General features: G+C 41.5%; 25 protein-coding genes, 1 tRNA gene and 1 pseudogene. 8 read left to right on the plus strand and 19 right to left on the minus strand.

What is annotated here, in order from left to right:
* Window positions 1–130: 130 nt before the first annotated feature.
* Together CLV38_RS13725 and CLV38_RS05940 are read right to left on the minus strand one after the other, a co-directional pair.
* Window positions 131–277, minus strand: a complete 147-nt coding sequence (locus tag CLV38_RS13725; RefSeq protein ID WP_170068830.1) for a hypothetical protein — start codon at window positions 275–277, stop codon at window positions 131–133.
* A 67-nt stretch (window positions 278–344) separates the two neighbouring features.
* On the minus strand, window positions 345–1220 hold the full coding sequence (locus CLV38_RS05940; RefSeq protein WP_170068831.1) for a YihY/virulence factor BrkB family protein: 876 nt from the start codon (window positions 1218–1220) through the stop codon (window positions 345–347).
* Window positions 1221–1454: 234 nt separating this feature from the next.
* On the opposite strand from CLV38_RS05940, the gene CLV38_RS05945 reads away from it, so the two are divergent.
* The gene (locus CLV38_RS05945) at window positions 1455–2639 is read left to right on the plus strand and encodes a nucleotide disphospho-sugar-binding domain-containing protein (RefSeq protein WP_106192798.1); all 1185 of its coding nucleotides are present in this window, start codon (window positions 1455–1457) and stop codon (window positions 2637–2639) included.
* Window positions 2640–2716: 77 nt separating this feature from the next.
* On the opposite strand, the gene CLV38_RS05950 is transcribed toward CLV38_RS05945, so the two are convergent.
* The 8 genes from CLV38_RS05950 to CLV38_RS05980 form a co-directional block, all read right to left on the minus strand.
* Entirely contained in the window at window positions 2717–3637 is a 921-nt protein-coding gene (locus CLV38_RS05950) for a phosphotransferase family protein (RefSeq protein WP_106192801.1), read from the minus strand.
* 147 nt (window positions 3638–3784) lie between these two features.
* Window positions 3785–4381 carry a DJ-1/PfpI family protein gene (locus CLV38_RS05955; RefSeq protein ID WP_211295428.1) on the minus strand — a complete coding sequence of 199 codons (597 nt, stop codon included), beginning with the start codon at window positions 4379–4381 and terminating at the stop codon, window positions 3785–3787.
* Between the two features lies 1 nt (window position 4382).
* Window positions 4383–4547 (minus strand): hypothetical protein, encoded by a 165-nt coding sequence (locus CLV38_RS13730; RefSeq protein WP_170068832.1) that lies wholly within the window; start codon window positions 4545–4547, stop codon window positions 4383–4385.
* 27 nt (window positions 4548–4574) lie between these two features.
* The gene (map, locus tag CLV38_RS05960) at window positions 4575–5330 is read right to left on the minus strand and encodes a type I methionyl aminopeptidase (RefSeq protein WP_106192805.1); all 756 of its coding nucleotides are present in this window, start codon (window positions 5328–5330) and stop codon (window positions 4575–4577) included.
* A gap of 101 nt (window positions 5331–5431) precedes the next feature.
* Window positions 5432–6385, minus strand: a complete 954-nt coding sequence (locus tag CLV38_RS05965; protein WP_106192807.1) for a nuclease-related domain-containing protein — start codon at window positions 6383–6385, stop codon at window positions 5432–5434.
* A 551-nt stretch (window positions 6386–6936) separates the two neighbouring features.
* On the minus strand, window positions 6937–7554 hold the full coding sequence (locus tag CLV38_RS05970; protein WP_106192810.1) for a hypothetical protein: 618 nt from the start codon (window positions 7552–7554) through the stop codon (window positions 6937–6939).
* Between the two features lie 131 nt (window positions 7555–7685).
* A complete protein-coding gene (locus CLV38_RS05975; RefSeq protein WP_106192812.1) occupies window positions 7686–8597 on the minus strand; it encodes a diacylglycerol/lipid kinase family protein in 912 nt (303 codons plus the stop codon).
* A 154-nt stretch (window positions 8598–8751) separates the two neighbouring features.
* The gene (locus tag CLV38_RS05980) at window positions 8752–10188 is read right to left on the minus strand and encodes a glycoside hydrolase family 1 protein (protein WP_106192815.1); all 1437 of its coding nucleotides are present in this window, start codon (window positions 10186–10188) and stop codon (window positions 8752–8754) included.
* A 274-nt stretch (window positions 10189–10462) separates the two neighbouring features.
* Between CLV38_RS05980 and CLV38_RS05985 the strand changes: the two genes are divergently transcribed.
* Window positions 10463–10915, plus strand: a complete 453-nt coding sequence (locus tag CLV38_RS05985) for a flavodoxin (protein WP_106192818.1) — start codon at window positions 10463–10465, stop codon at window positions 10913–10915.
* Between the two features lie 215 nt (window positions 10916–11130).
* Window positions 11131–11976, plus strand: a complete 846-nt coding sequence (locus tag CLV38_RS05990; RefSeq protein ID WP_106192820.1) for an aldo/keto reductase — start codon at window positions 11131–11133, stop codon at window positions 11974–11976.
* Window positions 11977–12045: 69 nt separating this feature from the next.
* Here the strand turns inward: CLV38_RS05990 and CLV38_RS05995 are convergent, their stop codons facing one another.
* A complete protein-coding gene (locus CLV38_RS05995; protein WP_106192822.1) occupies window positions 12046–12615 on the minus strand; it encodes a TetR/AcrR family transcriptional regulator in 570 nt (189 codons plus the stop codon).
* Between the two features lie 268 nt (window positions 12616–12883).
* Between CLV38_RS05995 and CLV38_RS06000 the strand changes: the two genes are divergently transcribed.
* Complete coding sequence (locus CLV38_RS06000) at window positions 12884–14122, plus strand: aminopeptidase (RefSeq protein WP_106192824.1); 1239 nt, start codon at window positions 12884–12886, stop codon at window positions 14120–14122.
* Between the two features lie 51 nt (window positions 14123–14173).
* Here the strand turns inward: CLV38_RS06000 and CLV38_RS06005 are convergent, their stop codons facing one another.
* The 5 genes and pseudogenes from CLV38_RS06005 to CLV38_RS06025 all read right to left on the minus strand — a co-directional run.
* The gene (locus tag CLV38_RS06005; protein WP_106192827.1) at window positions 14174–14623 is read right to left on the minus strand and encodes a GNAT family N-acetyltransferase; all 450 of its coding nucleotides are present in this window, start codon (window positions 14621–14623) and stop codon (window positions 14174–14176) included.
* A gap of 266 nt (window positions 14624–14889) precedes the next feature.
* Entirely contained in the window at window positions 14890–15669 is a 780-nt protein-coding gene (locus CLV38_RS06010; protein ID WP_106192829.1) for an alpha/beta hydrolase, read from the minus strand.
* A 41-nt stretch (window positions 15670–15710) separates the two neighbouring features.
* Window positions 15711–16139, minus strand: coding sequence for an OsmC family protein (locus tag CLV38_RS06015; RefSeq protein WP_106192831.1), 429 nt, complete (start codon window positions 16137–16139; stop codon window positions 15711–15713).
* 69 nt (window positions 16140–16208) lie between these two features.
* On the minus strand, window positions 16209–17711 hold the full coding sequence (locus CLV38_RS06020; protein WP_170068833.1) for an FAD-dependent monooxygenase: 1503 nt from the start codon (window positions 17709–17711) through the stop codon (window positions 16209–16211).
* Window positions 17712–17872: 161 nt separating this feature from the next.
* Window positions 17873–19072: pseudogene (locus CLV38_RS06025) on the minus strand (glycoside hydrolase family 3 N-terminal domain-containing protein); the annotation flags it as partial.
* Between the two features lie 676 nt (window positions 19073–19748).
* On the opposite strand from CLV38_RS06025, the gene CLV38_RS06030 reads away from it, so the two are divergent.
* The 3 genes from CLV38_RS06030 (at window position 19749) to CLV38_RS06040 (ending at window position 21553) form a co-directional block, all read left to right on the plus strand.
* Window positions 19749–19822: transfer RNA gene (locus CLV38_RS06030), tRNA-Arg, on the plus strand.
* Window positions 19823–19987: 165 nt separating this feature from the next.
* Entirely contained in the window at window positions 19988–20620 is a 633-nt protein-coding gene (locus CLV38_RS06035; protein ID WP_106192836.1) for a YczE/YyaS/YitT family protein, read from the plus strand.
* 198 nt (window positions 20621–20818) lie between these two features.
* The gene (locus CLV38_RS06040; RefSeq protein WP_106192838.1) at window positions 20819–21553 is read left to right on the plus strand and encodes an ion transporter; all 735 of its coding nucleotides are present in this window, start codon (window positions 20819–20821) and stop codon (window positions 21551–21553) included.
* A 131-nt stretch (window positions 21554–21684) separates the two neighbouring features.
* On the opposite strand, the gene CLV38_RS06045 is transcribed toward CLV38_RS06040, so the two are convergent.
* The gene (locus tag CLV38_RS06045) at window positions 21685–22047 is read right to left on the minus strand and encodes a DUF2512 family protein (RefSeq protein WP_106192841.1); all 363 of its coding nucleotides are present in this window, start codon (window positions 22045–22047) and stop codon (window positions 21685–21687) included.
* 246 nt (window positions 22048–22293) lie between these two features.
* On the opposite strand from CLV38_RS06045, the gene CLV38_RS06050 reads away from it, so the two are divergent.
* The gene (locus CLV38_RS06050) at window positions 22294–22647 is read left to right on the plus strand and encodes a DUF2512 family protein (protein WP_170068834.1); all 354 of its coding nucleotides are present in this window, start codon (window positions 22294–22296) and stop codon (window positions 22645–22647) included.
* A gap of 85 nt (window positions 22648–22732) precedes the next feature.
* Here the strand turns inward: CLV38_RS06050 and CLV38_RS06055 are convergent, their stop codons facing one another.
* Both CLV38_RS06055 and CLV38_RS06060 read right to left on the minus strand, forming a co-directional pair.
* The gene (locus tag CLV38_RS06055; protein WP_106192846.1) at window positions 22733–24490 is read right to left on the minus strand and encodes an ABC transporter ATP-binding protein; all 1758 of its coding nucleotides are present in this window, start codon (window positions 24488–24490) and stop codon (window positions 22733–22735) included.
* Window positions 24491–26275 (minus strand): ABC transporter ATP-binding protein, encoded by a 1785-nt coding sequence (locus CLV38_RS06060; protein WP_106192848.1) that lies wholly within the window; start codon window positions 26273–26275, stop codon window positions 24491–24493.
* Between the last annotated feature and the right edge of the window lie 42 nt (window positions 26276–26317).

Consider the following 26317-nt stretch of genomic DNA (forward strand, 5'->3'; position numbering starts at 1 on the left):
TTCACCTCAAACGTTTATTATACACTATCTATCACCAAATAGGTTTTTTATAAATAAAAGACTGTCCATTAAAACAGCAGCCCGGCGTCTATACACTGGACTGCTGTTTAGTATGAACTGGTATTTTCGTTTACGATATGAAGCTTTCAAGCAAGCTCGCACTATTGCCTACGACTAAACTGAAGCCTATCCATAACAAGTTCAGATAGGCCAGTGTCACGACCCATTCCAGAATCGACATGACTATGCTAGTCGAGTGCTGCGATTCATTTTCCATAGGGTTGCCTCTCTTTCAATTAAATGTCATTTTTCCCTTGAAAAGCTAACAGAACTAGTCCATTTTACTACTGCTTTTCAATTTCCAGTAATTTGTTCAACTTAATCTTTTTAAGGAATCTGACAAATTTGCTGTTCTCTCCTTTGGGGATAATGTTTCCTTCCCTCATTTGCATGATGGTAGCATTTATTGCGCCTCCTGCCAATATAGCCAGAGACAGTTTCTGAAGCAGTGCCAGCAGCACCATGAAACTTCCTGTCATTGTAAAAAAGGTGGAGTCTTCCAGCAGCTGATTAATAAACAATCGGTATCCAATAATAGCTATAAGCAGTGAAGCCGTTGAAAACAATGCACCCGGCAGGACGTTTCTGAACCGCTGAACGACATTGGGAACCATATAGTACAAAAAGCTGAATGTCAGGAATGCAAGTGGCACGAATAATGTCCATCTACCCAAACTTGAATTACTCATGTTTTGAATAATAACGACCACTAACGTGATCCATGCTGCGAATAAGAACGTCAATAAGAATGCTAAAACTCTCAGGACAACGATGTTTTTCCTGCTGCTGACGCCATATGCCCTGTTGAGTCCCATTAAGGTCGACGCCATAGTCCAGCTGACTGTCCAGATGGTCGAAATCGTTGCGACCAGCAAAACGCCTACGTTGGAACTTTCATATATTTGAATCATGTCTTGGATGATCTGCTCGGCGAGTGGTTGTGGCGCAATACGCATGACAAACCAGGCAAGTGGAGTCAGTCCCTGACTAAGCTGCTGCAGCCAGTTGATAATCCCAACGATCAGAGGAAAAACAGTCAGCAGGACATAATAGGTGACAAATGTCGAATATTGCCAGATTTCACCTTTTCTTATTCGGCCTGAGATATCATTAACCCAGTCCATCTTTGGAATATGTTTTATTAGTGGTTCGAGATTCATTGCAATATCCCTTCTCTGATTCCTAATTGTATGGTCTAAACGTGTTTCATGCATTTCTCCATCGACAAGCTTACCAAAATAACCCCTTATATGCTATAGCTAATACTGTCAGATCCTTTAGCTGCGCCATTAGGGGGTAAATCTTTCAAACTTTCTTCATATAGTGATACCATTAGGTTATAGCGTACGCTTGTAAACTATCATAAAAAAGCTAATTAAAGGAGTTTAAAAACAATGACTAATAAGCAGTATCGATTCCTGTTTGTCAATTTACCGTATAGTGGTCACATCAACCCTACTATCCCATTAGTCAAGCGTTTAGTTGATGTGGGACACTCTGTTGATTATGTACTGGATCCTTCTTTCAAGGAAATTGTTGAAGGCGCAGGGGCTCAGTTGATTCCTTACGATGATTACGATTCCAGCTGGTCCGACGTGCATCGTTACATGAAAGCCTTCGAACAGGCCTATTCAACTGCTAAGCGGGTTAGTAGTGAGTCTGAGTACGACTGTCTGATATACGAAGCGTATTTCATCTTCGGCTACAAGCTGTCTAAAGACCTGGCTCTACCTACTGTAAGATTGTTTTCGACTTTTGCCTTTAATCATTCGATTCTGGAAAAAATCAGAGAATCTGGTGGACCTCATCTGTCATTCATGACTTCAAAAAATCCTCTGTATTCCCTTTTTGTAAAGTATTATGAAGGGAAGCAGGACATGATGATCACGGATGATTTCTTCGATGAAATTGCTGAAGGTGTTCAGGATCTGAACATCGTCTATACTGCCAGAGCGTTTCAGCCGCAGTCAGACTCATTTTCACAGGACCGCTTTATCTTCGTCGGGCCTTCAATAGAAGACAACTATTCTGACGATATGCCGTCCGTTCCATTTGATGAATTGTCTCGTCCTGTCATCTATCTGGCTATGGGATCCTTGCTGCCCCGTTTTGCAAAAAAAGTCTATCAGAACTGCATAGACGCTTTTTCAGGCAAAGAAGCTTCTTTAATCCTATCGGTTGGAGATGAGTTGAGTAAAGATGATTTTAGGCATGTTAGTGATAATATCTATCTCTATTCAAAAGTTCCTCAGATCGATGTCTTGAATCAATCCGATGTGTTTATCACGCATGGCGGCATGAATTCCGCTAACGAAGGATTGAGCTGTGGCGTGCCCATGCTCGTCCATCCCTTTGTCAACGATGAACCGCTCATTGCTTCCCGTCTCACTGATTTGAAGGTTGCAGAGCAGTTGAATTTGAGAAAAAGTGATCCTGAGGTGATTTATGATAAAACAATGGCCTTGCTTAATGATGAACAGGTGAAATCTGCCAGTGCTGATATGAAAGACACTATGACATCCCTTGGGGCAAACGATACAGCACTGGAGAACATAATGAGGTATCTCGACAGTCAGTGATGTTCTCTGATAGCTAAGCATTATCTATTATCTGTTTAGACATAATAAATGGACTGGCCAGGACCAGTCCGTTTTCTTTATTGGGTCGTTTCAATCTGTTTAAGAGCCTGAGATAAAAAATCATCCATGCGTTGAATCATACTCTCCTCGGTCAGTTCTTTTAGGCCAAAAGCACTCCACCCGCCATAGACTTCGGGGGCGTCTTCACTAAAGACATTTCCTAAAGCCTCTAAGTCCCAGTATGGCGTATAGTCAAGCACAGGTGATGCCTTTTTGTAAGCTTCTAAAAACAAATCAGCTGATTTCTGACCATACATCATAGCCAGATTCCAGCGGCAGTGCGCAATATCGATCTGCTTTGGCCCTATACAGGCATTAGTCCAGTCCACTACAGCGGAAACCTCTTCATTATTGAACAGAACATTAGTCGGATGATAGTCCCGGTGGATAAATGTGTTTTCATCTGCCGGATGCGGCCTTTGACTTAAATAGGTGAAGGCTCTTTTCCATTTTTCTGGCCTGGATGACCACTCAGCTGTGACTGACTGATCAGGATTAAAATAGCGAAAGTACTGGTGCGTAATAGTTGGGCCCTCAAACTGATGGATTTTCACTAGAGAGAGTGCCAACTGCTCGGTCCATTTCTGGACATTTAATGGCTTCAGTACGACTTCCCCTTCAACCTTACTCATCAGCAAACTGGGGTAAGTGGTGCTTTCTCCTTTGTGATCGAAGGCTATCAGTACAGGAGTTGTAACAGACAATTGTTCAGCCTGATTCAAATTTTTCGCTTCCTGAAAAGCAATATCCGGTTCTAGCCCGAGCCACTCGGTGTCCGTGTATTCCCTAAGGACCACGTCTGTTTTCCCGCTGCGTAATTCGATTTCAAGAAGCGTCATCTGAGAGGACATGCCTCCTTTTAGTGGGGTTGCACTTAAAATAACGCCATCCAGCTGAAATTCCACCCACATTCTGGTCTGTTGACTTAACTGCTCCATCGACTGCCTCCTTGATCTTTTTGTTTATTCTGGACACTGAATAGTTAACCTTGTTTGACTCTACAGCAACTCTCTTTCAGGTCACTTTATATGTAAACTAAAAACACGACACCTCGTTTTAATGAGTGGTGTCGTGCTCAGTCTGTTTTAAAATTGGGTCTGCCAGTCATATTCCATATGTTTAGCCGTGTTTGCTGCTGTTTCTTTTCCATAAAGGACGGCCACTAGATGCAGCGCCATTTCGATTCCAGCAGAAATACCTGCTGACGTTATAAGGTGACCCTGATCCACGAACTTGACGTCTCGTTTAACTGTAACGTTTGGAAAAGCCTTCTCCATCCGGTCCAGAGCAGTCCAATGGGTTGTAGCACTCTTTCCGTCCAACAGTCCTGCTTCTCCTAATATAAATGAGCCAGTACAGACAGATGTCATCTTTTGAACACGGTCATTCTGCTGCTTGACCCACTCAACAACGACAGGATTCTTACTTTCGACTTCACGCGCTCCATACCCGCCGGGAACAACTACAATATCCAGTTCCGGATGATTATCGAAGTGATAATCCGGCTCGACTTTGAGTCCATTTCGCGCTCTAATCAGCTGGCCTTTTTCAGAAATCGTCACGACATTGAATAGCTTGTCAGTATTCTCATCTTCGGTCACCGACAACACTTCATAAGGGCCGGCAAAATCCAGGACTTCTACATCGTCAAATAACAAAATACCTACAGTATATGTGGTCACATTAATCATCCTTTAGTACAAAGGCTTTTACGAGAAGACAAACGCCGGATACAATACTGATGATTCCTGCGATTCCAAGAAACTCCTGCTTCGTCGGCATGCGGTATTCAATGCTGACATCTACCTCGTGCTCACCTTTTTGATAGTGAAATTCTTTTTTAGCCATGATTATCACCTCCTCTTATTCGGGAGTTTATTCACCTGTTTGTTTAGTCAAAATCTGTGGACCCTGTTTTGTAATGGCTATGGTGTGCTCGTACTGACAGCTGAGCCCGCCATCCTGCGTTCGCGCTGTCCATCCGTTATCATCCATTTTAGAACGCCACGTGCCTGTATTGACCATGGGTTCAATCGTTATAACCAGGCCTTCTTTCAAACGAGTCCCTTTTCCTGCTTCGCCAAAGTGCGGGACACTTGGTGCTTCATGCAGGGTCGGTCCAATGCCGTGACCGATAAACTCGCGCACAACTGAAAAGCCTTCTGCTTCAACGTAAGTCTGGATAGCATGGCCAATATCTCCAATGCGGTTGCCTAATTTTGCCGCTTCAATGCCTTTATACAATGCTTCTTTGGTCACATCCATCAGTTTCTGAACAGTGTCAGAAGCTTCACCAACACTGTAACTCCAGCATGAATCTGCAAGCGCACCATTCAAGTTGATGACCATGTCCACTTTAATCAGGTCACCCTGCTTTAAACTTTGTTTACGCGGGAATCCGTGACAAATTTCATCATTGATACTGACGCATGTAGAGTACTCGTAACCCTGGTACCCTTTTTGTTCAGCAGTGGCGCCGTGTTCTTTCATCAGTTTTATAACGTACTCTTCTATATACATCCCAGAGATTCCTGGTTTAATAAAATCGCGCAATGATTCATGAATTGCCGCCAGTACATCTCCGGCCTTATCCATTGCTTCGATTTCTCTAGGTGATTTCAATGTAATCACAACTACATTCTCCTATTCTATACTATTATCCTTATCAGTATAGCGAAAAAGAGGCGCGGACAAAAGGGTTTTCGTCTAGAACTGACGTAATGCGTCTACAGTCATCCTGAGAAGCGTGACTCCTTTTCGATCTTACCCTTATCTATGTAGTATGTCCCTTTCGAATACCCCATTCTGATGCATTCCTTTTTCAGGATACAGGCTAATCTTGCCATTTTTACAGACTCGCCCATCCAGTCAAACAGCAGAGCTGACGTCAGCCGTTTTTCAGGAAATAAGAATCTGAACTGCTTCATATTTTGTATGATCGTCTTTGACAACTCCTCTTCATACCCGCACTCATTGCAGTAGGCTCTACGTTGGGTGATTCGTGTATTCAAGCTAGTGCACTGACTGCAGTTTATCCCTTTCTTAAAGTCCTGATATGTGTAGTCCGGTAATTGCTTCTGATAAGGTGCCTCCTCTCTTTGTAACCGAATCAGCGTATCGGATACGTATTCGTGCTCAGTTGAAAGTGGTCTTGATTGACTGTTTACCGACCTGAAATGACTCTCAAATTGGGGTGAGAATATAAACGGGTCACTGTCTACTGCCTGATAGAGATAAAATGTAGGATGCGTAAATACGACGTAGCCCTTTACCTCATAGTCAAAATCCATGTCCATCAGTACCTTTCTCAGCAGTGTTTCAGTTCTTTTCAACTGAGTAGTGGGATTATTGATTTCTTTTCCTGAATTTGTCATAAAATGCCCGTTATCATTAATAAAATTCCCTTGATAATTCTTTATTTCATAGAGATAAATAGAAGAAGAAGTGATCAGTAAACTATCGATTTGAAAAGTAGAGCCATTATGAATCAGTAACAGGTCATGCAGCACCAGCACGTTCTTGTTCAGAACCTTTTTGACGAGAGCGTCAAAAAGATCTTCTCCTTTGATCCCCTTTTTCAAATTGATCAGCTGTTTTCGACTTTCCTCGTCTAATGTTGTCCGCTTATCAAGAAACTTTAACCCTTTGAACAGATTTGAATCGGTTCTTTCTTTTGCAATAATCATTTTACCGCCTCCTACTCTAATATATTGATGAATGCTTCAAATTCTCACTATTATAGTGTTTCTTTTATTACTTAGCCTCTCTCTCACTTGATTTTCGGTAATGAGTTGCATCCTATATACCCATTACAATCAACTCAATCACTATTTATTTTGAGTTCCACCTGGTCAGAAGCACTAACTGCATCTCAAAATGGTCCGTTAGTCGAGTCGAAGATAGTCGTACCGACTACCCTAAACTCATCTAAACAAGAAAATTCAGTTGAAGTCAGTCTGGATGACTAACCGCAGCTGAAACAGACTTTTTATTGAGTTACGCCTATAGGGACTTTTGGCTCTAACTCGCTATACCAGATTGACTGAGTTACACTTTAAAACTCTATAAAACTCCAAACCGGGCTTAAAAGACGGTTCATACTCGTCCTCAGACGAGTATGTCCCACTCACATTCAAAATGAAACCCAGCTGCATCTGCAGCTGGGCTCCTCTTTTATCCTCATCTGTGATTTTAAACAAAAAAGCCTTCTCACTGAGAGAAGGCTTTCCTGTTAGTCTTAGTCGTTGTCTATAAATTCGAGTTCCAGACCCTGATCAGCGAAGAATTCTTCAATGGCCGGGCGTCTGGTCGTGTTACCTGGTATAATCACGATCAGGTCCTGCGTAGTCGTGTAGTTATCGAATATAGGGAAATGGTCTGAATCGATACCAATCGGATCATCATAAATGTCAGATTCATAGTAATCTTCTTCATCTAATCCTGAGACACGAAATTCCTGCATAGTTTCATACTCGGAATATTCACCAAATGAAAAGTCATCCATTAGAATCAAATCGTATTCTGCTGCAGTAAATTGAGCAGAGAATCGCTCAGCCAGCTCCCCATGCGGTGTAAATGAGGCATAGACTGTATCGTTTGCTCCCTGAGGGTCAAGAATTTCCGTCAACTCCATCGACAAAGGTTCTTCTTCATCAAACATGACTTCCGGTGCTAAAACGGTCATATGGAAGTAGGTCACTGGGCGATTGATCCAGTCGATCAGCAGGTAGCCGCCAAACAGAATTGCAAGGATCGTAATAATGACGTGAGTTTTATAATATCCCCACAGATAGTCGAGTTTCTCTTTAGTCGATTCATCGGATTGCAGTATTTCTCTTACTTTTGTCTGTGCCATTCAGTAATCGTCCTTTTTTAGTTCTAATTTATATCTCTCACTATTTTAGCATAGCCGTAAAGCGTATTCAATCCGAGAAGAAAGATAGCCTTTTTTGAGACTTTTTTTGAAGACAGGCTAAAATCTTAAAATCAGTTATTTCCTTCTGTATCAGGGACGAAGACATCAATGTGGTGTTTCAAGACTTTTAAGGAAATAGGCAAGGAGTCGCCTTCATCCCCATCAACATTGCTTAACACTTCTTTAGTGTACCCTTCTTTAAGTGAAATTGTTCCTTCAGTGAACTTACGGTAAAGTACGTTTTCATCATCTGTCACTTTTCCAGCAAAAATTTTAGGAACCAGGTTCATCTTTTCCGCAATTGAATCCCCTTTAACGACTGCTAAATGTAAATACCCATCATCAACACTAGCTTCTGGAATCATTGTGGTGATGCCGGCTACTGAGTTGGTTAAGGCAACCAGTACGAGAACAGACTCCTCTTCGATTTCTTCTCCATCCATATTAAATTGGAACGGGTGCACTTCTTTTTCAGTTAATGCTTTCGCTCCTTCTATGACATATGCCAGAGGACCCAGTTTAGTCTTTTTCTCAATGGGCACATCATGCACGGCTTCAGGGATTGACCCAATCGCCACGATATCAATGAAATACTGGTCATTGATTTTCCCGATATCGATGGTGCGTATTTTTCGATCAGTCAGACCTTCCACAGCTTTTTTCTCATCCATCGGAATATCAAGAACGCGTCCTAAATCATTTACTGTTCCAAGTGGAATAAACCCAAACGGCGGGCGGTTATCTTCAGGTGCAATCCCATTGACGCACTCATTGACCGTTCCATCGCCACCTAGAGCGTATATCGCATCGACATGACTGCGGCAGGCTTCACGTGCGAATTGTGTCGCATCCCCTTCTGCCTCGGTCCATCTCAATTCCACTTCATCATATATTTTTTCCAATTCTGTCTGTGCCAAAGGACCAAACTCTTCGCCTTTTTCTTTTCCGGAAGTCGGGTTAACTATTACAACTGCTTTTGTCATGGTGATCTTCTCCTTCAAATGATAAACATCCATTTAATACACGTTTATCAGACTAATATGCGTAAACTCATTTTACTGTAATCTCACAGATTAGTCGAAAAAACGGACTTGATCAGCTCAAGCCCGCTCCTTCTTTTATTCTAATGAGTCATTACTAGAGTTCCTGACCGTTCGTTTCGATTACTTTTTTGTACCAGTGATAACTGTCTTTTTTATAGCGCTTCAGTTCTTTTTCATCTAATTCTTCTCTGTCGACATAAACGAAGCCGTATCGTTTCTGGTACCCGTTCATCCAGCTCAGCAAATCTGTGTAGCTCCAGGTGCAGTACCCGAGAACGTCTACACCATCTGTGATCGTTTCCTGAATAGCTTCAATGTGACGTTTCAGGAAATCGATGCGGTAATCATCATGGATTGTTCCGTCTTCCTCTAAGGTGTCATAAGCACCTAATCCATTTTCTGTGATTAAAATAGGCAGATCATAGCGACTGTCTATCCGTCTCATCGCGATTCGGAGACCAGTTGGATCAATATCCCAGTCCCAGTCTGTCTGGTCGACATATGGGTTGTCAGCTGACTTGAAGACGCCAGGCATACCGCTCGCCTCGCTGCTGCCTTTTTTACCCGTGGTGTTAATTTTACCGGCAGCAACACCATCCGGTTCGTTGGCTTCAACTGTACTGGTCTGATAGTAGTTCAGTCCCATAAAATCTGGCTTAGCTGATTTGAGGAGCGCTTCATCTTCAGGGTGCACTGTCGGTGTCAATCCCTTTTTCTCCAGATAATTCCAGACGACTTTAGGGTACTCACCAAAGACATACATATCCATCCACCAGTGCGCACTGAAGGCTTCATGATTTTCCGCAGCCAGCTGATTAAGCGGATGACTGTCTAAAGCATAAGTCGGACCATACGCAAAGCTTGGACCGATTTTACCCTTGATTCCCATTTCTCTAAACCGTTTGATGACTGATGCATTCGCTAAGTTGGCAATGTGATTGGCTTCAAACAGCCGTTTTTCATCTGTTACATTAGGTGGATGAGCAGCCATGCGATAGCCGAGTGTAATAAAAATATTCTGCTCATTCAGGCTGACCCAGTATTTCACTTTATTGTTGTATCGCTCAAATAACAGTTCTGCATAACGGGTGAAATCTTCAATAACCTGACGATTTTCCCACCCGCCATACTTATCCTGCAATGCCTGTGGAATATCCCAGTGATACAATGTCAACACTGGTTCAATCCCGTTTTCAATCAATTCATCGATCAACTTGTCATAAAACGCGAGGCCTTTTTCATTAATCTCTCTGTCACCGTCCGGAATCACTCGACTCCATGCAACAGAAAAACGATAAGCCTTCATTCCCTGCTCTGCCATCAATGCAACGTCTTCTTTATAGCGGTGATAATGGTCGACTGCTACTTCACCTGTGGTCCCTTTAAACGTCTTGCCGGGAATTTTAACGAATCGGTCCCATACAGACTCGCCTTTTCCCTCTTCGCTTGCGGCTCCTTCTACTTGATAGGCTGCAGAAGCAGATCCCCACAAAAAGTCATCCGGAAACGCATTCAATTTATCATGATACATTACGTCACTCCTCAAAATAAATACTACGTTTAGTATAACGGTTTCAAAAGAAAGGTCAATCCTAATCAATTAGTCAAAAATCGTAATAATTGAACTGAAATGTTCTCAATAATGTAATATCGTCGGATTAAATTATCTGAATGCTGTAAAACTTTCCTTATATCTTGTTAAAAAATGCGTTTTGTGAAAACATGAACCATTGAAACTCCTACTAATAAGTGGTATCATTTTTTAGGATAGATGACGACATAACCTGATGGAAAGGATGAAGGTCATGCCAAAAGTAATGATCGTATACGCGAGTCTGACTGGGAACACTGAAGAATGTGCTGAAATTTTAGAAGCTGCATTTCAGGAATTAGGTGCCGAAGTCGAAGTGGTCGAGAGTGTATTTGCGGATCCAGAAGACTTTACGTCTGCTGATATCGTAATAGTTGGCACATACACCTATGGAACAGATGCAGATCTGCCGGATGAGATCGTTGATTTTTATGAAGAACTTGAAGAAGTCGATCTGACAGGGAAAATTTTTGGATCATTTGGATCAGGCGATACATTTTATGACAAGTACTGCAAATCCGTTGATGATTTTGATGAGCAGTTTGCTAAAACAGGTGCAGTCAAAGGGGCAGAAAATGTCAAGGTCAACTTGAATCCTGAAGAGGACGACGAGCAAAATCTGAAAGCTTTCGCAGAACACCTAATCAAAGCCTACACTAATCAGTAGGTTACTCTTAAAGTCTCTATTGAGCATTCACTGTCTTCCCTACTTATAGGAAGGATCGAATGTTAAATAGAGATTTTTTGCATCGCGTCTCTTTGACTGCTTGTATATAGCACCTTTTGATATAAAGCTAACTAAGAGCGTTTTCATTGGCGCTCTTACCTTACTTTATGTATACTTTTTTATAGAAGTTAATTAAATAGAAAGTAGGAATGTGCATGTCTTTAACAGATACTTACAAACTGAATAACGGACTGGAAATCCCTATCATCGGTTTCGGAACATGGCAGGCGAACGATGATGAAGCGAAACAGTCTGTCTTATGGGCTCTTGAAGCAGGCTATCGACACATCGATACAGCTTCCGGATATAAAAATGAAGAAGAAGTTGGTGAAGCCATCAAAGAAAGTGGCATCCCTAGGGAAGAAATTTTTCTTACGACAAAACTGCATAACAGAGAGCACGGCTATGAAAAAACAAAGGCAGCTATCGACGTTTCTTTAGAAAAACTTGATACCGGCTACATCGATCTGCTTCTGATTCACTGGCCGAATCCTATTTATTCTCGTGAAAACTGGAAAGAAGTTAATGCCGGCAGCTGGAAAGCAATGGAAGAAGCCGTTGAAGCAGGTAAACTGAAATCCCTTGGGGTCTCCAATTTTCTGCCTCATCATCTGGACCCATTGCTTGAAACAGCTAAGATCAAGCCAGTTGTCAATCAGATTTTGCTGAATCCAAGTGAAATGCAACCAGAAGTTGTCAAATACAACAATGAGCACGATATTATATCAGAAGCTTACAGCCCGCTTGGAACCGGCAAAATTTTTGAGGTGGATGAACTGAAAGAACTGGCAGATAAATATAACAAATCAATTGCCCAAGTTGTTTTAAGATGGAGCTTGCAGCACGGGTTCCTTCCCCTTCCAAAGACCGTTACTAAGGAACGTGTCTGGCAAAATACAGAACTGTTCGATTTTGAAATCGATTCAGACGATATGAAGCTGATCGATTCCCTTGATGGAAGGGCCGGAAAAGCTAAAGACCCTGATACTATCGAATTCTAAAAAAAGCCGATCGTTAATCTGACATCCCTGTCACTTTAACGATCGGCTTTATTTCATTCAAAGCAATTATTAAGCTGCCAAGCCACTGTGCCAGACCTTGATTGAATGGTCGACTATATGATTGACCTTGTTCATCAGCAATTCTTCAGACATGGTGTATTTACCCTGTGCTGTTAAGATGGCGTAGCCGTGAATGGCGGGCCAGATAATATCAATCAGTTCATCTCTTTCTGCCTGACTATGTTGACTAGCTATTTCATGATACGACAACACTTCATGCAGAGAGGCATAGATCGCCTCATGGAGTGTTGTTGCACACAGCTCTCTTCCCATAAACAGGGCAGCGAACAAACGGCCTTCTCTCTTGGAAAAAAGTATGTAATTTGTGCAGACCTCTCTAATATCGAGTTGCTTTTCTTCTATTCTAAACACATTTAGTTTAATGAAATCGATAACGTAATCAGTCAGGTGAATTTTCAAGTCATCCATATTCTTAAATTCTTTATAAATTGGTTGAGTAGAGGCATTTAGGCATTCTGCTATTTTTCTCGCAGTAAAGCGGTCAAATCCTTCCTGTCTCATTAAATCTAATGCAGCATCCAGTATATGATGTTTTAATATTCTCCTTTTTCTAGGCATGATTACTTCTCCCCTTACTCACATATGATTATTTGACTTCGTTTAACCCATTATCTTTATAAGTATAACATAATAAACATACTCAAAAAAGACGTTATTTTGTATAATGAAAATAAGTTAACTTCCAGCAGTTCTTTAAGATTAATTTCGTTCTAATCTCTGTTCATATGAAAACAGAATTAAAATTAGATGGCTGTTCTTTTAGATTGTGACAAACTGTCATCTATGCTAAGATTATATAGGTGACTAAACTATAGGAGGAATTTAAATGGTATTACCTAACTTTGAAGAAAATTTAAAAAAATACGCTGACTTACTGGTCTCTACTGGTGTCAATGTATCTAAAGGACATACAGTCGTTTTAAGCGTCGACGTTGATCAGGCTCCTTTAGCCCGTTTGATCACAGAAGCTGCTTATAACAGAGGCGCTAAAGAAGTTATCGTGAAGTGGACAGATGACAGTGTGACGCGTTCAACCTTTGAACATGCACCTGAAGAAGTCGTTTCAACAGTACCACAATATAAAATTGATGAATCACTGGACCACATTGAAAAAGGTGCCAGCCGCATCAGCGTTCGTTCATCAAATCCGGACGCACTAAAAGGATTGGATAGTGACAAGATTGCATCCGCTCAAGCTGCAAATGGACGTGCCTTTTCTGCTATGCGTAAAGCGACTCAATCCAACAAAGTCAGCTGGGTCGTTGCAGCTGCATCAGGTGAAAAATGGGCTGAAAAAGTCTTCCCTGAGCTGGAAACAGCTGAAGAGCGCGTTGATGCACTATGGGACGCGATTTTTAAAGCAATTCATTTATATGATGAAGATCCTGTACTAACCTGGACTGAAAAAGACAAAACGCTGGAATCTAAAGCTGACGAACTGAATAAAGAACAATTTGTTGCTTTACACTATACGGCACCTGGTACTGACTTGACTGTTGGCTTGCCTAAAGGTCACCGTTGGGAAGGCGCTGGAAGCTTGAACGTTCGAGGCGAGCGCTTCATGGCAAATATGCCAACTGAAGAAGTGTTTGCAGCTCCCGATGCTAACCGCGTTGATGGTGTCGTTGTTTCAACTAAACCATTAAGCTATGCCGGTACAATCATTGAAGGCATGACGTTCCACTTCAAGGATGGTAAAGTAGAGAGTGTCACTGCAGATCAAGGGGAAGATGTGATTAAAAAACTGATCGAAACAGACGAAGGGGCTGCTCGTTTAGGAGAAGTTGCTCTAGTTCCTGATGCGTCTCCTATTTCTCAATCCGGTCTAACATTCTTCAATACGTTGTTTGATGAAAATGCCTCTAACCACCTGGCATTGGGCTCAGCTTACGCATTCAACTTAGAAGGCGGAACTGAAATGTCTGAAGAAGAACTGAAAGCAGCTGGGCTGAACCGTTCAGATGTTCACGTAGATTTCATGATCGGATCAAACGAAATGGACATCGATGGTATCCGTGAAGACGGCTCTCGTGTACCCGTTTTCCGTAAAGGCGCCTGGGCATAAATTTTTATTAATCGAAAGTGTGTCATCTTCGGATGATGCACTTTTTTGTATTTACACTGCTAATCTCATCAGCTGTTCACCGTTAGCTGGATCAGTTTTGTCGAGCCACTCAAATCCGTAGTTGGCGTAAAAAGCGATCGCCTGCTTATTGTCGGGTGTCACACTTAAGATAATCTCTTTTACGACCCACTTTTCTTTGATCAATTGCACGACGGCATCCAGCATTTCAGTGCCTAGTCCTTTTCCTTGATAATCCTCAGAAAGCATGACTCGGTCAAGCCATATATAGTGCTCGGTTGAATCATACGCCCCTATCATAGTAAAGCCAACACACTCCTGATCTTTGCTGGCTACGAAAGGATGCCATTTTAAAGAGGTGTCATAAGCCGCTTCAAGCAGTGACTGCCTGTTTGATTCAATGAATCCTCTTTGGGTATTTGCAACTTCTATATTGATTACATCCCGCCAGTTTGATTCGTTTACTGTTTCTAGTTTGATCATTTTTATCAGTCTCCTTATATCTAAAATACTTGATTAACTTATCTTTCCTAATGCTCTTCTTTTTAAGTTAAGCCCTTACAATTATCATATCACATAACTGATGACATTTGCGTTCTCTCCTAGTTCTCAATAAGAAACGCCTGTTTTCAGTATGATTTTATTACAGTCCCATAATCTGTTTTTTCCCGTTTATAAGTTATGAATGAGATAAAAAAATTTAGTCAAAAACCATTCCCCACTTATTACGAAGAATGGTTTTTGACTCCTTATTTAAATACCCATGCTAAAGCTTCTTGGATCGACGATTCCCAGAAACTCCAGTTGTGTTCGCCGGGTTCTTCCATATACTTATGTTCTACTCCTGATTCGTTTAAATACTCATGCAAAGCCCGGTTCTCTTCAAAAAGGAAATCTTCAGTCCCACATGATAAAAACAGATCCGGTTTATTGTGACAATTCTTAATGAGAGAGTATATATCGATGTTATCTGGAACATCATGAAAACTCTTACTCCCAATCATGTGCCAGATCCGTCTGTTGATCGGTCCGTCTTCAGTCAAATCATGATACGGATCATTTTTTTGAAAGACTCGACTGGAGAAGGCCAGTATTTTCCCGAAAGTGTCGCTGAAATGATACCCGTTTCTTAAAGCACCGTACCCACCCATGGATAAGCCCCCGATATAGGTGTCTTCTCTCTTACTGGAAAGAGGAAACAGTTTGCGTGTTTCTTCCACTAATTCTCGTCCGATAAACTTTCCGTAATTGTCCCCGCTTGGGTGGTCAACGTAAAAGCTATTCTCTCCCGACGGCATAATTACTGCTATATTGTACTGTGTTGCCCATTTTACTATGCGCGTATTCTGGATCCAGTCTTCCTGATTACCGTCCCATCCATGCAGTAAATAGAGTGTTTTTAAAGGGCCACTTTCTTCTGTCACTGGTGTTGGATCATACAACGACTTTGTTGCGGTGGGGATTATAGCTGTAAAGGATACTTTTCTCATAAGTTCTCTGGATTGAAACGTTGCGGTCAATGTCGCCATTTATGTCTCTCCCTTGTTTTAGAAGCGGTTTGTTATTTGGTTTACTTGGCAACTTGAGGTACATGTTCACCATTTAAAATGACGTTGTATGTCAAGTCAGCATTCAGCGAGTTCGCAACTGAACAGTATTTCTCGTCGCTCAGTTTTACCGCTCTCCAGACACGACTTGCCGGGACATCTCCGTCAAGATGAATGGTTACTTCGATTGCCGTAAAGTACTTTGGTGCTGTGTCGTTCCGGCCTCCATCTGTTTCGATTTCCAACCGTGTGATTTTATCCTGAAACGGCTTAAGGATCATGTACATATCGATTCCCATACAGCCTGCCAGTCCACCTAAAACTGCTTCCATCGGAGAAACGCCTGACCCCTCTCCGCCTGCCTCATTTCGTGCGTCCATTCTGACTTGATTGCCGTCAGGATTGCTCATTGTAAAAGCTAAATTGCCTTCCCATTTCGTTGATACTTTCATTTAGTTCACTCCATTTCATTTATTAGTTAATTAAATGATAGCACATTTATCTATCGTTATGCATTTTCTTTAGGTTATCCAGACCGCTATATAGTCGAACAGCTCCTTTGTCGATCCTGGTTTTCCTGTCCATCCGATGTACCCGTCAGGTCTTACCAAGTAGAGATAGTCTTTTTCAAATCCGGCTTTACTTGTTTTATCTGTCCAGCGCCTTCTGATCAGTTCAACGGGTATCTCTTTTTTAAAAAGTGAAAAATCTGGTGCTTCATTGAAGTAATGAAGCTGCCAGCCAGCCTCACGTTTAAACTCAAACTGCTCACCATCTGCATACGGTAAACGTGTCCCGCTTTTTAGTTTTGAAGTTCCTTGGTTATTTAATGGACTCTCATCGTAGGAAATGTAGAGCTGAGAGAGGACCTTGAACACTTGACTTTGAAGCCATTCGCTTTGTCCAGCCGCGAAAGCAGCTAAAGGGACTACCCGTGTGCGAATCAGTTGACTCACTTTAGACTGAGAGGCCATGACTTTGAAAGCATTATCTGTTCGTGACACGACAGACTCAGCCAGCCGTTTTCGTTCTGATTCGTAAGTGCGCAACAGCGCTTCATCAACGTCATCCAAAATGACAGCTGCCAGTTTCCATCCTAAGTTTACCGCATCTCCAATACCCAGGTTCATTCCCTGTCCGCCTGCCGGACTATGGATGTGAGCCGCATCTCCTGCCAGGAAGACAGTCTCTTGGTTGAACTGATCTGCCGTTCGCCTGTGAATTTTGTAGTCAGAGAACCAGTTCTTTTTCTGAATCGTAATGCTGAACTCATTTTCAAGACGCGGCTTCAGCGCCTCAAAGCTGAATGCTTCTGACCTGACTAAATCCGGTGGAAACATACCAATGCCCCTAGTGGTTTGTCGGTTTCGAAGCGGGAAAAACAGTGCAAAGTATTTCTCTACAAATACAAACGAACCAGATTCCTCATGCGTGATTTTCCCATCGATGACGGCATCAAGCACGTAAAAAATCTCTTCGTAAGTTTCCCCTGAAAATGTGATCCCAACACTTTTTCGGACTGAACTCGACGCTCCATCACAGCCGATCACATAGTCGAACAGACCGGTTACCGTTTCATCTTGTTTTTTAAGGACTACTTTGTTCATGTCGTCAATTTTTTCAAGGGAGTCAAAGGCTGTCTTCCATTCAACGCTGTGCCCCATTTTTTTCAGTTGCTCAAGAAGGACTTTCTCATGTTCATCCTGAGGAAAAGTCACCACATAAGGATAAGCGCTTTGACCTCTCCCCAGTCTGCCTAACGGGATGGCTGATTTCTTCATATTCTTCACATAATAATTGATGTGTTCCGGTCTTATGCCTTTTTCAGAGACTGTCTGATCAAGTCCGAACTTCTTATAACTTTCCAGTACTTTTGGGACGACAAGCATTGCACGTGACGACTCACCTGGTCCGTCATTTTTATCAATGATTCTAAACGCCACACCTCGGTAAGCCAGTTCGAGTGCCAAAACCAGCCCGGTCGGTCCCGCTCCGACTATCAGAACTTCTTTATTCTGCTTCATATGGATCCCTCCTTTGTCAGTGTTCCATAGCGATTGATTATAGGCTAAGTTTAGCAGTATCATTTTGATTATACCAACTCATACGCAAAAAAAAGCTGAACCAGTGAGCCCTGACATGACTCTTCATTTACAACTGGTTCAACTCTATTTTGATTTATTTTTTAGTAGCTACTGTTTCTCCAGATTCTAGTATCTGACAACCCACAGAAAGCGTCCACTGAACTGACTCCTTTAAAATCAGATTCTCCTGCTAATTTTTTAACCAGCTCATCCATTGTGACTTCCATCCCATCATACGTATTGATGTATGTGCCAACTTGTGGAACGTCTGCCAGATCGAATGGATTCTGTACCGAAATAAATAAGGTCGGTACTTCATGCACATAGAACGGAATGTCCGGTGTGCCTTTAGAAGCAGGCCAGACTGTTCGCTGAATCGTTCCACCACTGTTGACGTCTGATACATTAATGATCAAATCATACGCTTTTGTTAATTTAGATATCGGCTGTTTCTGAGCGTACACGTTAGCGATTGCAGCAGCTCGTTCACTTTCGGGAAGTTTCATAATGCGTTCTTCTGTATTTTCCCAGATCGAGACCTCGTGCCCACGCGCTTCCAGCATTTTTTTCAAGTAATCGTAGGCTTTCGGTTTGTTTCCAGCTATCATCGCTCCGAAACCACCAGACAATCCCTGCACCGGAACCAGTAAAATGCGTTTATAGCGTTGAGGCGTAATCGGAAACAAGTCTTTCTGCTCGTCTTTTACTAACGTGATCGCTTTGTCCGCTACTTCTCTCACCACAGCTTTACTGTCTTCTGTATTGATCAGGCTAAGTGCCTCTTCTTTAGATCTCATAATGTCTTCACGACGGCCTTCAAAAGTGTTCAAGCCCAGTTTGGCTTTAAGGCCCAGGGTGCGGCGTAAGGCATCATGTAATCGGTCGTCTGATAACAGTCCGTTCTCGTATCCTTCTTTCATCCACTGGAAATCTTCGTCGGGATCGTTGAAGAATAAAAATAAATCGCATCCTGCTTCGATAGCCGTTGGGACCATTTCTCTACGCGGCATGCTGCCTGTCATGGCGACCATATGAGAAGCGTCTGTTACGATTGCTCCATTGTAGCCCAATTTATCACGTAATAATTCAGTCAGCAATGTTTTATTTAATGACGCAGGCAGGAAGTCTTTTTCGTCCCGTTCAGGATGTAGTGCTTTTTCATATTCAGGCAAGTGAATATGTCCTGCCATGATCCCTGGCAAGCCTGCATCAGATAACTCTTTGTATATACGGCCAAAAGTTTGATCCCATTCATCTACACTCATCGGATTAGATGCATAGGACAAGTGGTGGTCCCTTTGCCTGGAGTCAGCCGAAGTCGTGCCTGCTTCAGTTAACTCATTCACCTTAGATGGGTGAGTATGCCGAAGTGGCTCCTGCTATGTAAAGTCACGGAACAGTTTGACTGGAGTTTGCCGAAGTCGTTCCTACTATGTAAAGTCACGGAACATTTTAGCTGGAGTCTACCGAAGTGGTCACAGCTTCAGCTAACTCATTCACCTATGATGAGTGAGTATACCAAAGTTCCTCCTGCTCTGGTAAAGTCACGGAACATTTTAGCTGGAGTCTACCGAAGTGGTCACAGCTTCAGCTAACTCATTCACCTATGATGAGTGAGTATACCAAAGTTCCTCCTGCTCTGGTAAAGTCGCTGAATAATTTGGCTGGAGTCTACCGAAGTGGTCACAACTTCAGTTAACTCATTCACCTATGATTAGTGAGTATACAGAAGTGACTCCTGCTATGGTAAAGTCTCGGAACTATTAGACTTGAGTGTGCCGAAGTTGTCTTTAACATGGCACATAGAGATGAAACCACACACTTACTTTGTCGAACAGGTATCGCCATAAAAGACCGAGCTGTCTTTTTCTTCTAAAACACTCATTAATTACTTCATCAGTATATATTAAAATCTAAACTGGTCTGTCTTTTAGAAGTATCTATTGGTATAATAATAAATACTACGTCATTTATTTTGACCCTATAGCTCAGTAGGATAGAGCAAGTGCCTCCTAAGCACTAGGTCGGGAGTTCGAATCTCTCTAGGGTCGTTTTATTAAATCGAATTCATGCCTGCTTTTTTGATGAATATCGTTATATTAAAAACGTCATATAATTCAAAATCATATTAATGAGAGTTCTCTTCATACAATTGACTTATTTCTGTTTAAGCCTTATGATGAGCAATGCACGTTAAAATGAAAAAGAGGGATTTTATGAAAAAATTAAAGTTAGTCTACTCACTTATTGGAACATTCTTCATCAGTTTTGCAGTGTCGTTTTTCCGCCTCGCTGATTTTGGAACTGATCCATACACCACATTTAACTTAGGAGCCAGTGGGTTTCTTAATATTGGGTTTGGTCTGTTCATTATGATCACCAGCTTAATCGCACTTATTCTGATATATTTTGATAACCGTGCCCTTGTCGGCATAGGAACACTGTTCAATATCTTCATTGTCGGTAATTTTTCAGATATTACCGTAAACTTGTATAACTCGTATTTCACAAGTCCAGATGGTCTGCTCATTAGAATCATCTTTTCCATTCTTGGACTGTTCTTTATCTCAAGCGGAGTGGCTCTGTATACTGAAGCCAAAGAAGGTGTGGCACCATATGATGCCTTCCCGATTATTCTGACTGAGAAAGCAAATGGTAGATGGACATACGGTACATCTCGTGTCATCATTGATGTTTCTTTCTCTATTATCGGATTCTTGTTCGGTGCAACACTTGGAGTTAATACTTTAATTACTGCATTTCTTCTTGGTCCCATCATCCAGTTTTTCCGAAAAATATTTCAAAAGGATCTCGAAACTAGAATGCTGCGTTACTCAACTAAAAAATAATCCAACTTAACGACTAATACGCCAGATGTTAAACTTCAACGGTTTAGCATCTGGCGTATTGTTTTGTTTACTCATTACCTAAACATTGCACCCGTGTCTAAAAGAAGAATTCCCATTTCCATTAACCCTTTACTTCTCTTTCAAAACATTCTACTATTAAGCTATTACTTACCCTATTACCGACTTCTGGAGGTTTCTATGCGTTCATTTAGACTTTATAATTTAACCATGATGGGACTGTCCATTGCTTCTATATTTCTGATTATTTTAGATTTGCTGTCTATTATTTCAATTCTTGACCAGCCTTATTTTGCGATTGATATCCTCTTTGTTCTTATTTTTACATTTGATTATGTGTATCGCCTTGTTTTAGCACCTGACAAGAAAGAATTCATTACACATCATGTCTTCGATCTACTCTCCATTATTCCGGTCTATTCGATTTTCCGGTTATTCCGATTGTCCCGTATCTTCAGAATTCTAAGATTTACACATCTCATCCGCTTTTCACGCTTCACTCGTCTATTAGGCTTGAAAGGTCGATCGCAACGGGAGATTCAATCAGTTCTGCATACAAACGGACTGATTTATGTCCTGTATACGGCTATTCTACTGGTTCTGTTCTGCGCTACTTTGTTTTCAGTTTCAGAAGACGTGTCGTTTACAGAGTCCTTATGGTGGTCTATCGTTACGGCAGCAACTGTTGGTCATGGGCAAATTTTCCCGGTTACACTAGTTGGTCGCCTTTCAGCAATGATTCTGATGTTCTTAGGATTAGGCTTAATTGGTGCATTGACTAGTTCATTGACTACTCATTTCACACAAGTAAAGTCTAAAGAAGTGAAGAAAATAAATGCCCTGGAGGATAAAATCGATAAACTGATTTTAAAGATTGAAGATCTTGAAAAGAAACTGCCGCGTGAGAAAGACTAAGTAAGTCCTGCAGATGAAAATCTTATTCACCTATAATGCAATTTTTGTTCTCCTCATATTTTCTTTTATACAAAAAATAAGTCTGTTAAAAAGGCCGAATCTACCTTTCTAACAGACTTACACTTTCAAATTTATTTCATTGATCGTTCATCGGGTACCACGTTCTGTTTTAATAACCAGCCGTGGAAGAACCATTCAAACACACCCACCAGTAATCCGAATACCAAACTTGCAATCAGCCAGTCTCCATTTACAGTGGCGTTGAGATAAAGCCAGGTTATCAGGAAAGCTGAACCAGCATCTGCTACCGTTGCAACGATATTTCCGATTTTACGTAAAATAATCAGGTCTCCAAGGATATATATCCCGACACCGACTATCAAAGCTATGATAATCGAGTGTGTTGCATCGATATCAAATAATAATGTGAGAATAACTAAAGCAAGCACAATATGTGCAACTAATTTTACACCAACAGCTTTTACATGTTGCATCTAATCACCTCCTTTGCTTTTCAAAAAAAATATATTCAATTACCATGTATTTAGCTATTAATAGCACTTGTTATTTATATTTTTACAGTAAAGCACTGCATATACTTCCGATTAGGTAAAAACTGAAAACTTGATTCCAGTTCCAATTCACATATAAAGTAATAACGAAACAGCGAGGATTATGTCTTGTGATTCTATTCTATCCAGTGTATTCTCATAATAACTGTGATTAAGGAGGTGTTTTTTGTGAAGCATTTGAAAGCTTTGGCGTTAAAACTAGCCGCTCTTATTGTATTGAGTTTTATAGTATTATATATCATTTTTGAATTGCCCTTTAACGGTATATTCGTAACGGCAGTCATTACAACCGTGGTGATATACGTGATAGGCGATCTGGTTGTTTTGAAATCAGGCGGAAATTTCGTCGCTACTTTGGTAGACGCTGGTACAACGTTTGCTGTTTCCCGGATCTATTTAGCTTCAATAACAGATGAAGAAGTCATTGTAGCCAGTTTCGTGTTTGCGGTTGCTGTAGGGCTGTTTGAGTCGTTGTTCCATTATTGGCTTCTAAGTAATGGGTTTATAGAAGAGCGATCATAATCGACGGACTTATTTCCTTTACTTATTTGTCTTTTCGAAAAAAAAGTCATCTCCCTAGTTTCAATCTGGGAGATGACTTCTTTTTTTACGATGCTATCGCTTGTCCTTTTTTCTGCATTTCATACATTTCGGCGTAGTCACCATTTTGGCTGAGCAGGCTGTCATGTGTGCCACGCTCAGTGATTACCCCTTGATCCAATACGAGTATTTGATCAGCATGTTGAATCGTAGATAATCTGTGGGCAATAATAAAGGTTGTCCGGCCTTTTTTCAGTACGTTCATGGCGTGCTGAATGATTTCTTCTGTTTCAGTATCAATTGAAGAGGTTGCTTCATCTAAAATCAGAATTTTTGGATCAAAGGCCAATGCACGTGCAAAGGAGATAAGCTGGCGCTGTCCGGAACTGAGTGTGCTTCCTTTTTCAACGACCGGTTCATCTATTCCTTTTTCAAATTTCTCAAGTAGATTCTCTCCCCCTACATCCATGAGTGCTTTAGTTGCCACTTCTTTTGAAATGGATGGATTGTCCATCGTGATGTTGGAATAAATCGTCCCTGTAAACAGGAATGGATCCTGTAACACGATTCCCATCTCTTCTCTGACAGACTGTCTGGAAAATTCTTTCGTATTTTGTCCATCAACTGTTACTTCGCCAGACTGTGGATCGTAAAAACGGAATAGTAAATTCATGATCGAGCTCTTACCAGATCCGGTATGGCCGACTAAGGCAACTGTTTCGCCTGGTTCAGCGGTAAAATGAATATCTTTCAGTACATCTGTCTCTTCGTTGTATCCAAACGTTACATGATTGAAAGACACCCGTCCGTCGGTTACGTTCATTTTTTCAGTCGGATTATCTTCTGCTTTCATATCCATCATTTCAAATACACGGTCTCCCGCTGCAATGGCCTGTTGCACGAATGCCATTTGCTGAATGATTCCCTTAATTGGCTCGTACAAGCGACCAACATAATCACTGAACAGAAACAGCATTCCGACAGAGATCCCCAGTACTCCGTTGATGTATTGCGTACTGAAGTAAACCATCAACAGCAGTAGAGACAATCGTCTCAAGAAATCTGCAAACGTCCACTGGAAAGCGGAATCGAGGATGACATACTTCCGCATGACTTCATACCACTTTTCATTGATTTCTTCAAACTCTCCCTGGATTCGTTCTTCCTGCTCAAAAGCCTGAATAATCTGCATTCCCTGTATCGATTCATTCAATTTACCATTGATATCCGAATTCAAATCACGCTCTTTACGGTGAAATTCCCGAGCATATTTAGTGTAAAATTTATTCCATAAAAACATGATCGGAATTAGCACCAGCAGTGTCAAAGCTAATCCAGTGTGGAATGTGGCTATGGCGATGAATGCTCCCAGTACATAAAAGACATTGATTAGAATTTGACCAACAGTTGCAACATAAAACTGCTGTCTTAAGCTTTCTGTGTCATTTGTTATGCGAGCCACAATCTTGCCGGCTGGTTGATTATCAAAATAATTGATTGGCAGTTCCTGAACATGCGTATAGAGCTGGTCTCTCAAAACTTTGATGATCCCGTTGGCTGCTCGCATACGGTATATTGCTGATATATAACGCGTAATAACCGTTGAAACTGTCAATCCAAAGTAAATGAGTATCAATCTGATCAGAACATCTGTTACCGTTTCTCCTTGTGCAGCTGAGGGCGTGATAACATTATCAATGATGCGCTGTGCAACAATCGGTGCGCCTAAATCGGTTACCATAGACAGCATGACCAGGCCGATCCCAATTGTAAAATATAATTTGTAGTATTTCATATAAGATAATAAACGTTTAACTGTCTTCATCTAGTCATCCCTCCTTTTATATGGATCTGGTGATGACACGTCTTCCGTTATTGTCTGTTCCTTTACTTCCTGTTTCATAAACTGGTCGTAATACCAGCCTTCTTTCGCGATCAGACTATCGTGTGAACCCCGTTCGATTATTTGACCGTTGTCTAGTACAATTATTTCATCTGCTTCTTTTACAGCTGACAGACGATGTGTCGAAATAATCGTCGTCTTCCCGCTTCTAACATGCTGGATGTTATGAATGATATTTTGTTCCGTTTTAGCATCCACTGCGGATAAAGAGTCATCCAGTATAAGGATCTCCGGATCTTTAATCAGAGCTCGGGCAATTGATATCCGCTGCTTCTGACCACCAGAGATGGACACGCCTTTTTCACCAATCATTGTGTCCAGACCTTTGTCCATGTTATTCAGATCATCTTCAAACGATGCCATTTTAATACTTTGAATAATATCCTCGTCCGTGGCATCTTTTTTACCGAATGAGATATTGTCTCTTACGCTTCGACTGAACAGGACGTGATCCTGCGGTACATAACCGATTAGGCGTCTGAGAGAAGGGTCGTCGTATTCAGCATATGCTGATTTGCCCATATTGAATGTTCCGGTACCAACAGGAAACTGATTTAAAAGTTGTCTGATGAGAGTTGTTTTTCCAGATCCTGTTTTCCCTACTATACCCAATGTTTTCCCTTTATCCAGGTCCAGATCAACCTGATCCAGATTAATGGTTTCGCTTGAATCATATTTAAATGTAAACTGATTGAATTCAAAATCATCTACATGGCTCGCTTGGATATTACCTTTGAAATTCAACCCGTCCGTCGCATGCGTGATTTCTTCAACTCGTCTCATTGAGGCGCTCCCCTGCCTTAGAATGAGGACAAGCTCTGAAACAGAAATGATCGGCCAGATCATCATTCCAAGATACATCTGAAAGGCCACGATATCTCCAACTGTCAGTACGCCCTGTGAGACAAGAACTGCACCGTAACTTAAAGCGATCATAATGCTCAACCCTTCAAACGCTTTAACAGTCGGTGAAAAGATAGCGGCAATTTCAGATACACGATTGTTCTTTTTCAATAATCCACTGGTCTGATCTTTAAATTTGTCTATAAAATCAGCTTCTTTGACGTATGCACGAATAACCCGCATCCCATCAATCATTTCCAGAACGTCATCATTAACGGATGAAAATGACTTTTGTGCGATTTCATAGGCTTCATCCACCTGAGCTCCTTTGACCTTGACCACATACGCCATAGGAAGAAGTGGAATAACAGCCGCCAGAGTCAATCCCCAGTTCACTGAGACCCCCATCATTACAACTAATGTAGCTGTAAATCCGGTTGCACTCATCAACACAAGCATGCCGTAGCCCGCTGTATCCGCAAGCGAACGAATATCCTGAGTTCCGCGGGCCATAAGATCTCCAGTGCGGAATTTTTCAAAATATGGCGCACGCATTCGCAGGAAGTGACGCATCAGTTTGCTGCGCATTTCTTTCTGCAACTTGTAGGCTCCGGAGAAGAGTCCATATCCCCAGAAAAAGTCCAGGACATACGTCACAATAATTAATCCAGCGAACTGAAGACTGTAGGTCCTCAGCACCGCTGCATTCATCTCTCCTGTTATAATGGCATCGATAAATCGTCCCACAATATATGGGATAAAAACTGAAAATACGTTGGCAATAGCCAATGCAATAAATGAACCCAGGTATTGCCATTTATTCTCTTTAAAAAAGAATTTTAATTTTATTAATACTTCAAACATTGAATCGTTCCTTTCTCCTCAAAAAAAGACAGTCTATCCCCA

The sequence above is a fragment of the Alkalibacterium olivapovliticus genome (genome assembly GCF_003003275.1).
In the GTDB taxonomy this organism is placed as follows: Bacteria; Bacillota; Bacilli; order Lactobacillales; family Carnobacteriaceae_A; genus Alkalibacterium; species Alkalibacterium olivapovliticum.

Coding starts and splice junctions, on each gene's coding strand:
- CLV38_RS05950 (WP_106192801.1), bottom strand. CDS start 3,637: ATGGAGCAGTTAAGTCAACAGACCAGAATGTGGGTGGAATTTCAGCTG.
- CLV38_RS06010 (WP_106192829.1), bottom strand. CDS start 15,669: ATGGCGACATTGACCGCAACGTTTCAATCCAGAGAACTTATGAGAAAA.
- CLV38_RS13730 (WP_170068832.1), bottom strand. CDS start 4,547: ATGGCTAAAAAAGAATTTCACTATCAAAAAGGTGAGCACGAGGTAGAT.
- CLV38_RS06020 (WP_170068833.1), bottom strand. CDS start 17,711: ATGAAGCAGAATAAAGAAGTTCTGATAGTCGGAGCGGGACCGACCGGG.
- CLV38_RS05965 (WP_106192807.1), bottom strand. CDS start 6,385: ATGATTATTGCAAAAGAAAGAACCGATTCAAATCTGTTCAAAGGGTTA.
- CLV38_RS06000 (WP_106192824.1), top strand. CDS start 12,884: ATGGTATTACCTAACTTTGAAGAAAATTTAAAAAAATACGCTGACTTA.
- CLV38_RS05975 (WP_106192812.1), bottom strand. CDS start 8,597: ATGACAAAAGCAGTTGTAATAGTTAACCCGACTTCCGGAAAAGAAAAA.
- CLV38_RS05985 (WP_106192818.1), top strand. CDS start 10,463: ATGCCAAAAGTAATGATCGTATACGCGAGTCTGACTGGGAACACTGAA.
- CLV38_RS06055 (WP_106192846.1), bottom strand. CDS start 24,490: ATGAAGACAGTTAAACGTTTATTATCTTATATGAAATACTACAAATTA.
- CLV38_RS05940 (WP_170068831.1), bottom strand. CDS start 1,220: ATGAATCTCGAACCACTAATAAAACATATTCCAAAGATGGACTGGGTT.
- CLV38_RS05945 (WP_106192798.1), top strand. CDS start 1,455: ATGACTAATAAGCAGTATCGATTCCTGTTTGTCAATTTACCGTATAGT.
- CLV38_RS13725 (WP_170068830.1), bottom strand. CDS start 277: ATGGAAAATGAATCGCAGCACTCGACTAGCATAGTCATGTCGATTCTG.
- CLV38_RS06040 (WP_106192838.1), top strand. CDS start 20,819: ATGCGTTCATTTAGACTTTATAATTTAACCATGATGGGACTGTCCATT.
- CLV38_RS05990 (WP_106192820.1), top strand. CDS start 11,131: ATGTCTTTAACAGATACTTACAAACTGAATAACGGACTGGAAATCCCT.
- CLV38_RS06005 (WP_106192827.1), bottom strand. CDS start 14,623: ATGATCAAACTAGAAACAGTAAACGAATCAAACTGGCGGGATGTAATC.
- CLV38_RS06060 (WP_106192848.1), bottom strand. CDS start 26,275: ATGTTTGAAGTATTAATAAAATTAAAATTCTTTTTTAAAGAGAATAAA.
- CLV38_RS05970 (WP_106192810.1), bottom strand. CDS start 7,554: ATGGCACAGACAAAAGTAAGAGAAATACTGCAATCCGATGAATCGACT.
- CLV38_RS06015 (WP_106192831.1), bottom strand. CDS start 16,139: ATGAAAGTATCAACGAAATGGGAAGGCAATTTAGCTTTTACAATGAGC.
- CLV38_RS06035 (WP_106192836.1), top strand. CDS start 19,988: ATGAAAAAATTAAAGTTAGTCTACTCACTTATTGGAACATTCTTCATC.
- CLV38_RS05995 (WP_106192822.1), bottom strand. CDS start 12,615: ATGCCTAGAAAAAGGAGAATATTAAAACATCATATACTGGATGCTGCA.
- CLV38_RS05980 (WP_106192815.1), bottom strand. CDS start 10,188: ATGTATCATGATAAATTGAATGCGTTTCCGGATGACTTTTTGTGGGGA.
- CLV38_RS06045 (WP_106192841.1), bottom strand. CDS start 22,047: ATGCAACATGTAAAAGCTGTTGGTGTAAAATTAGTTGCACATATTGTG.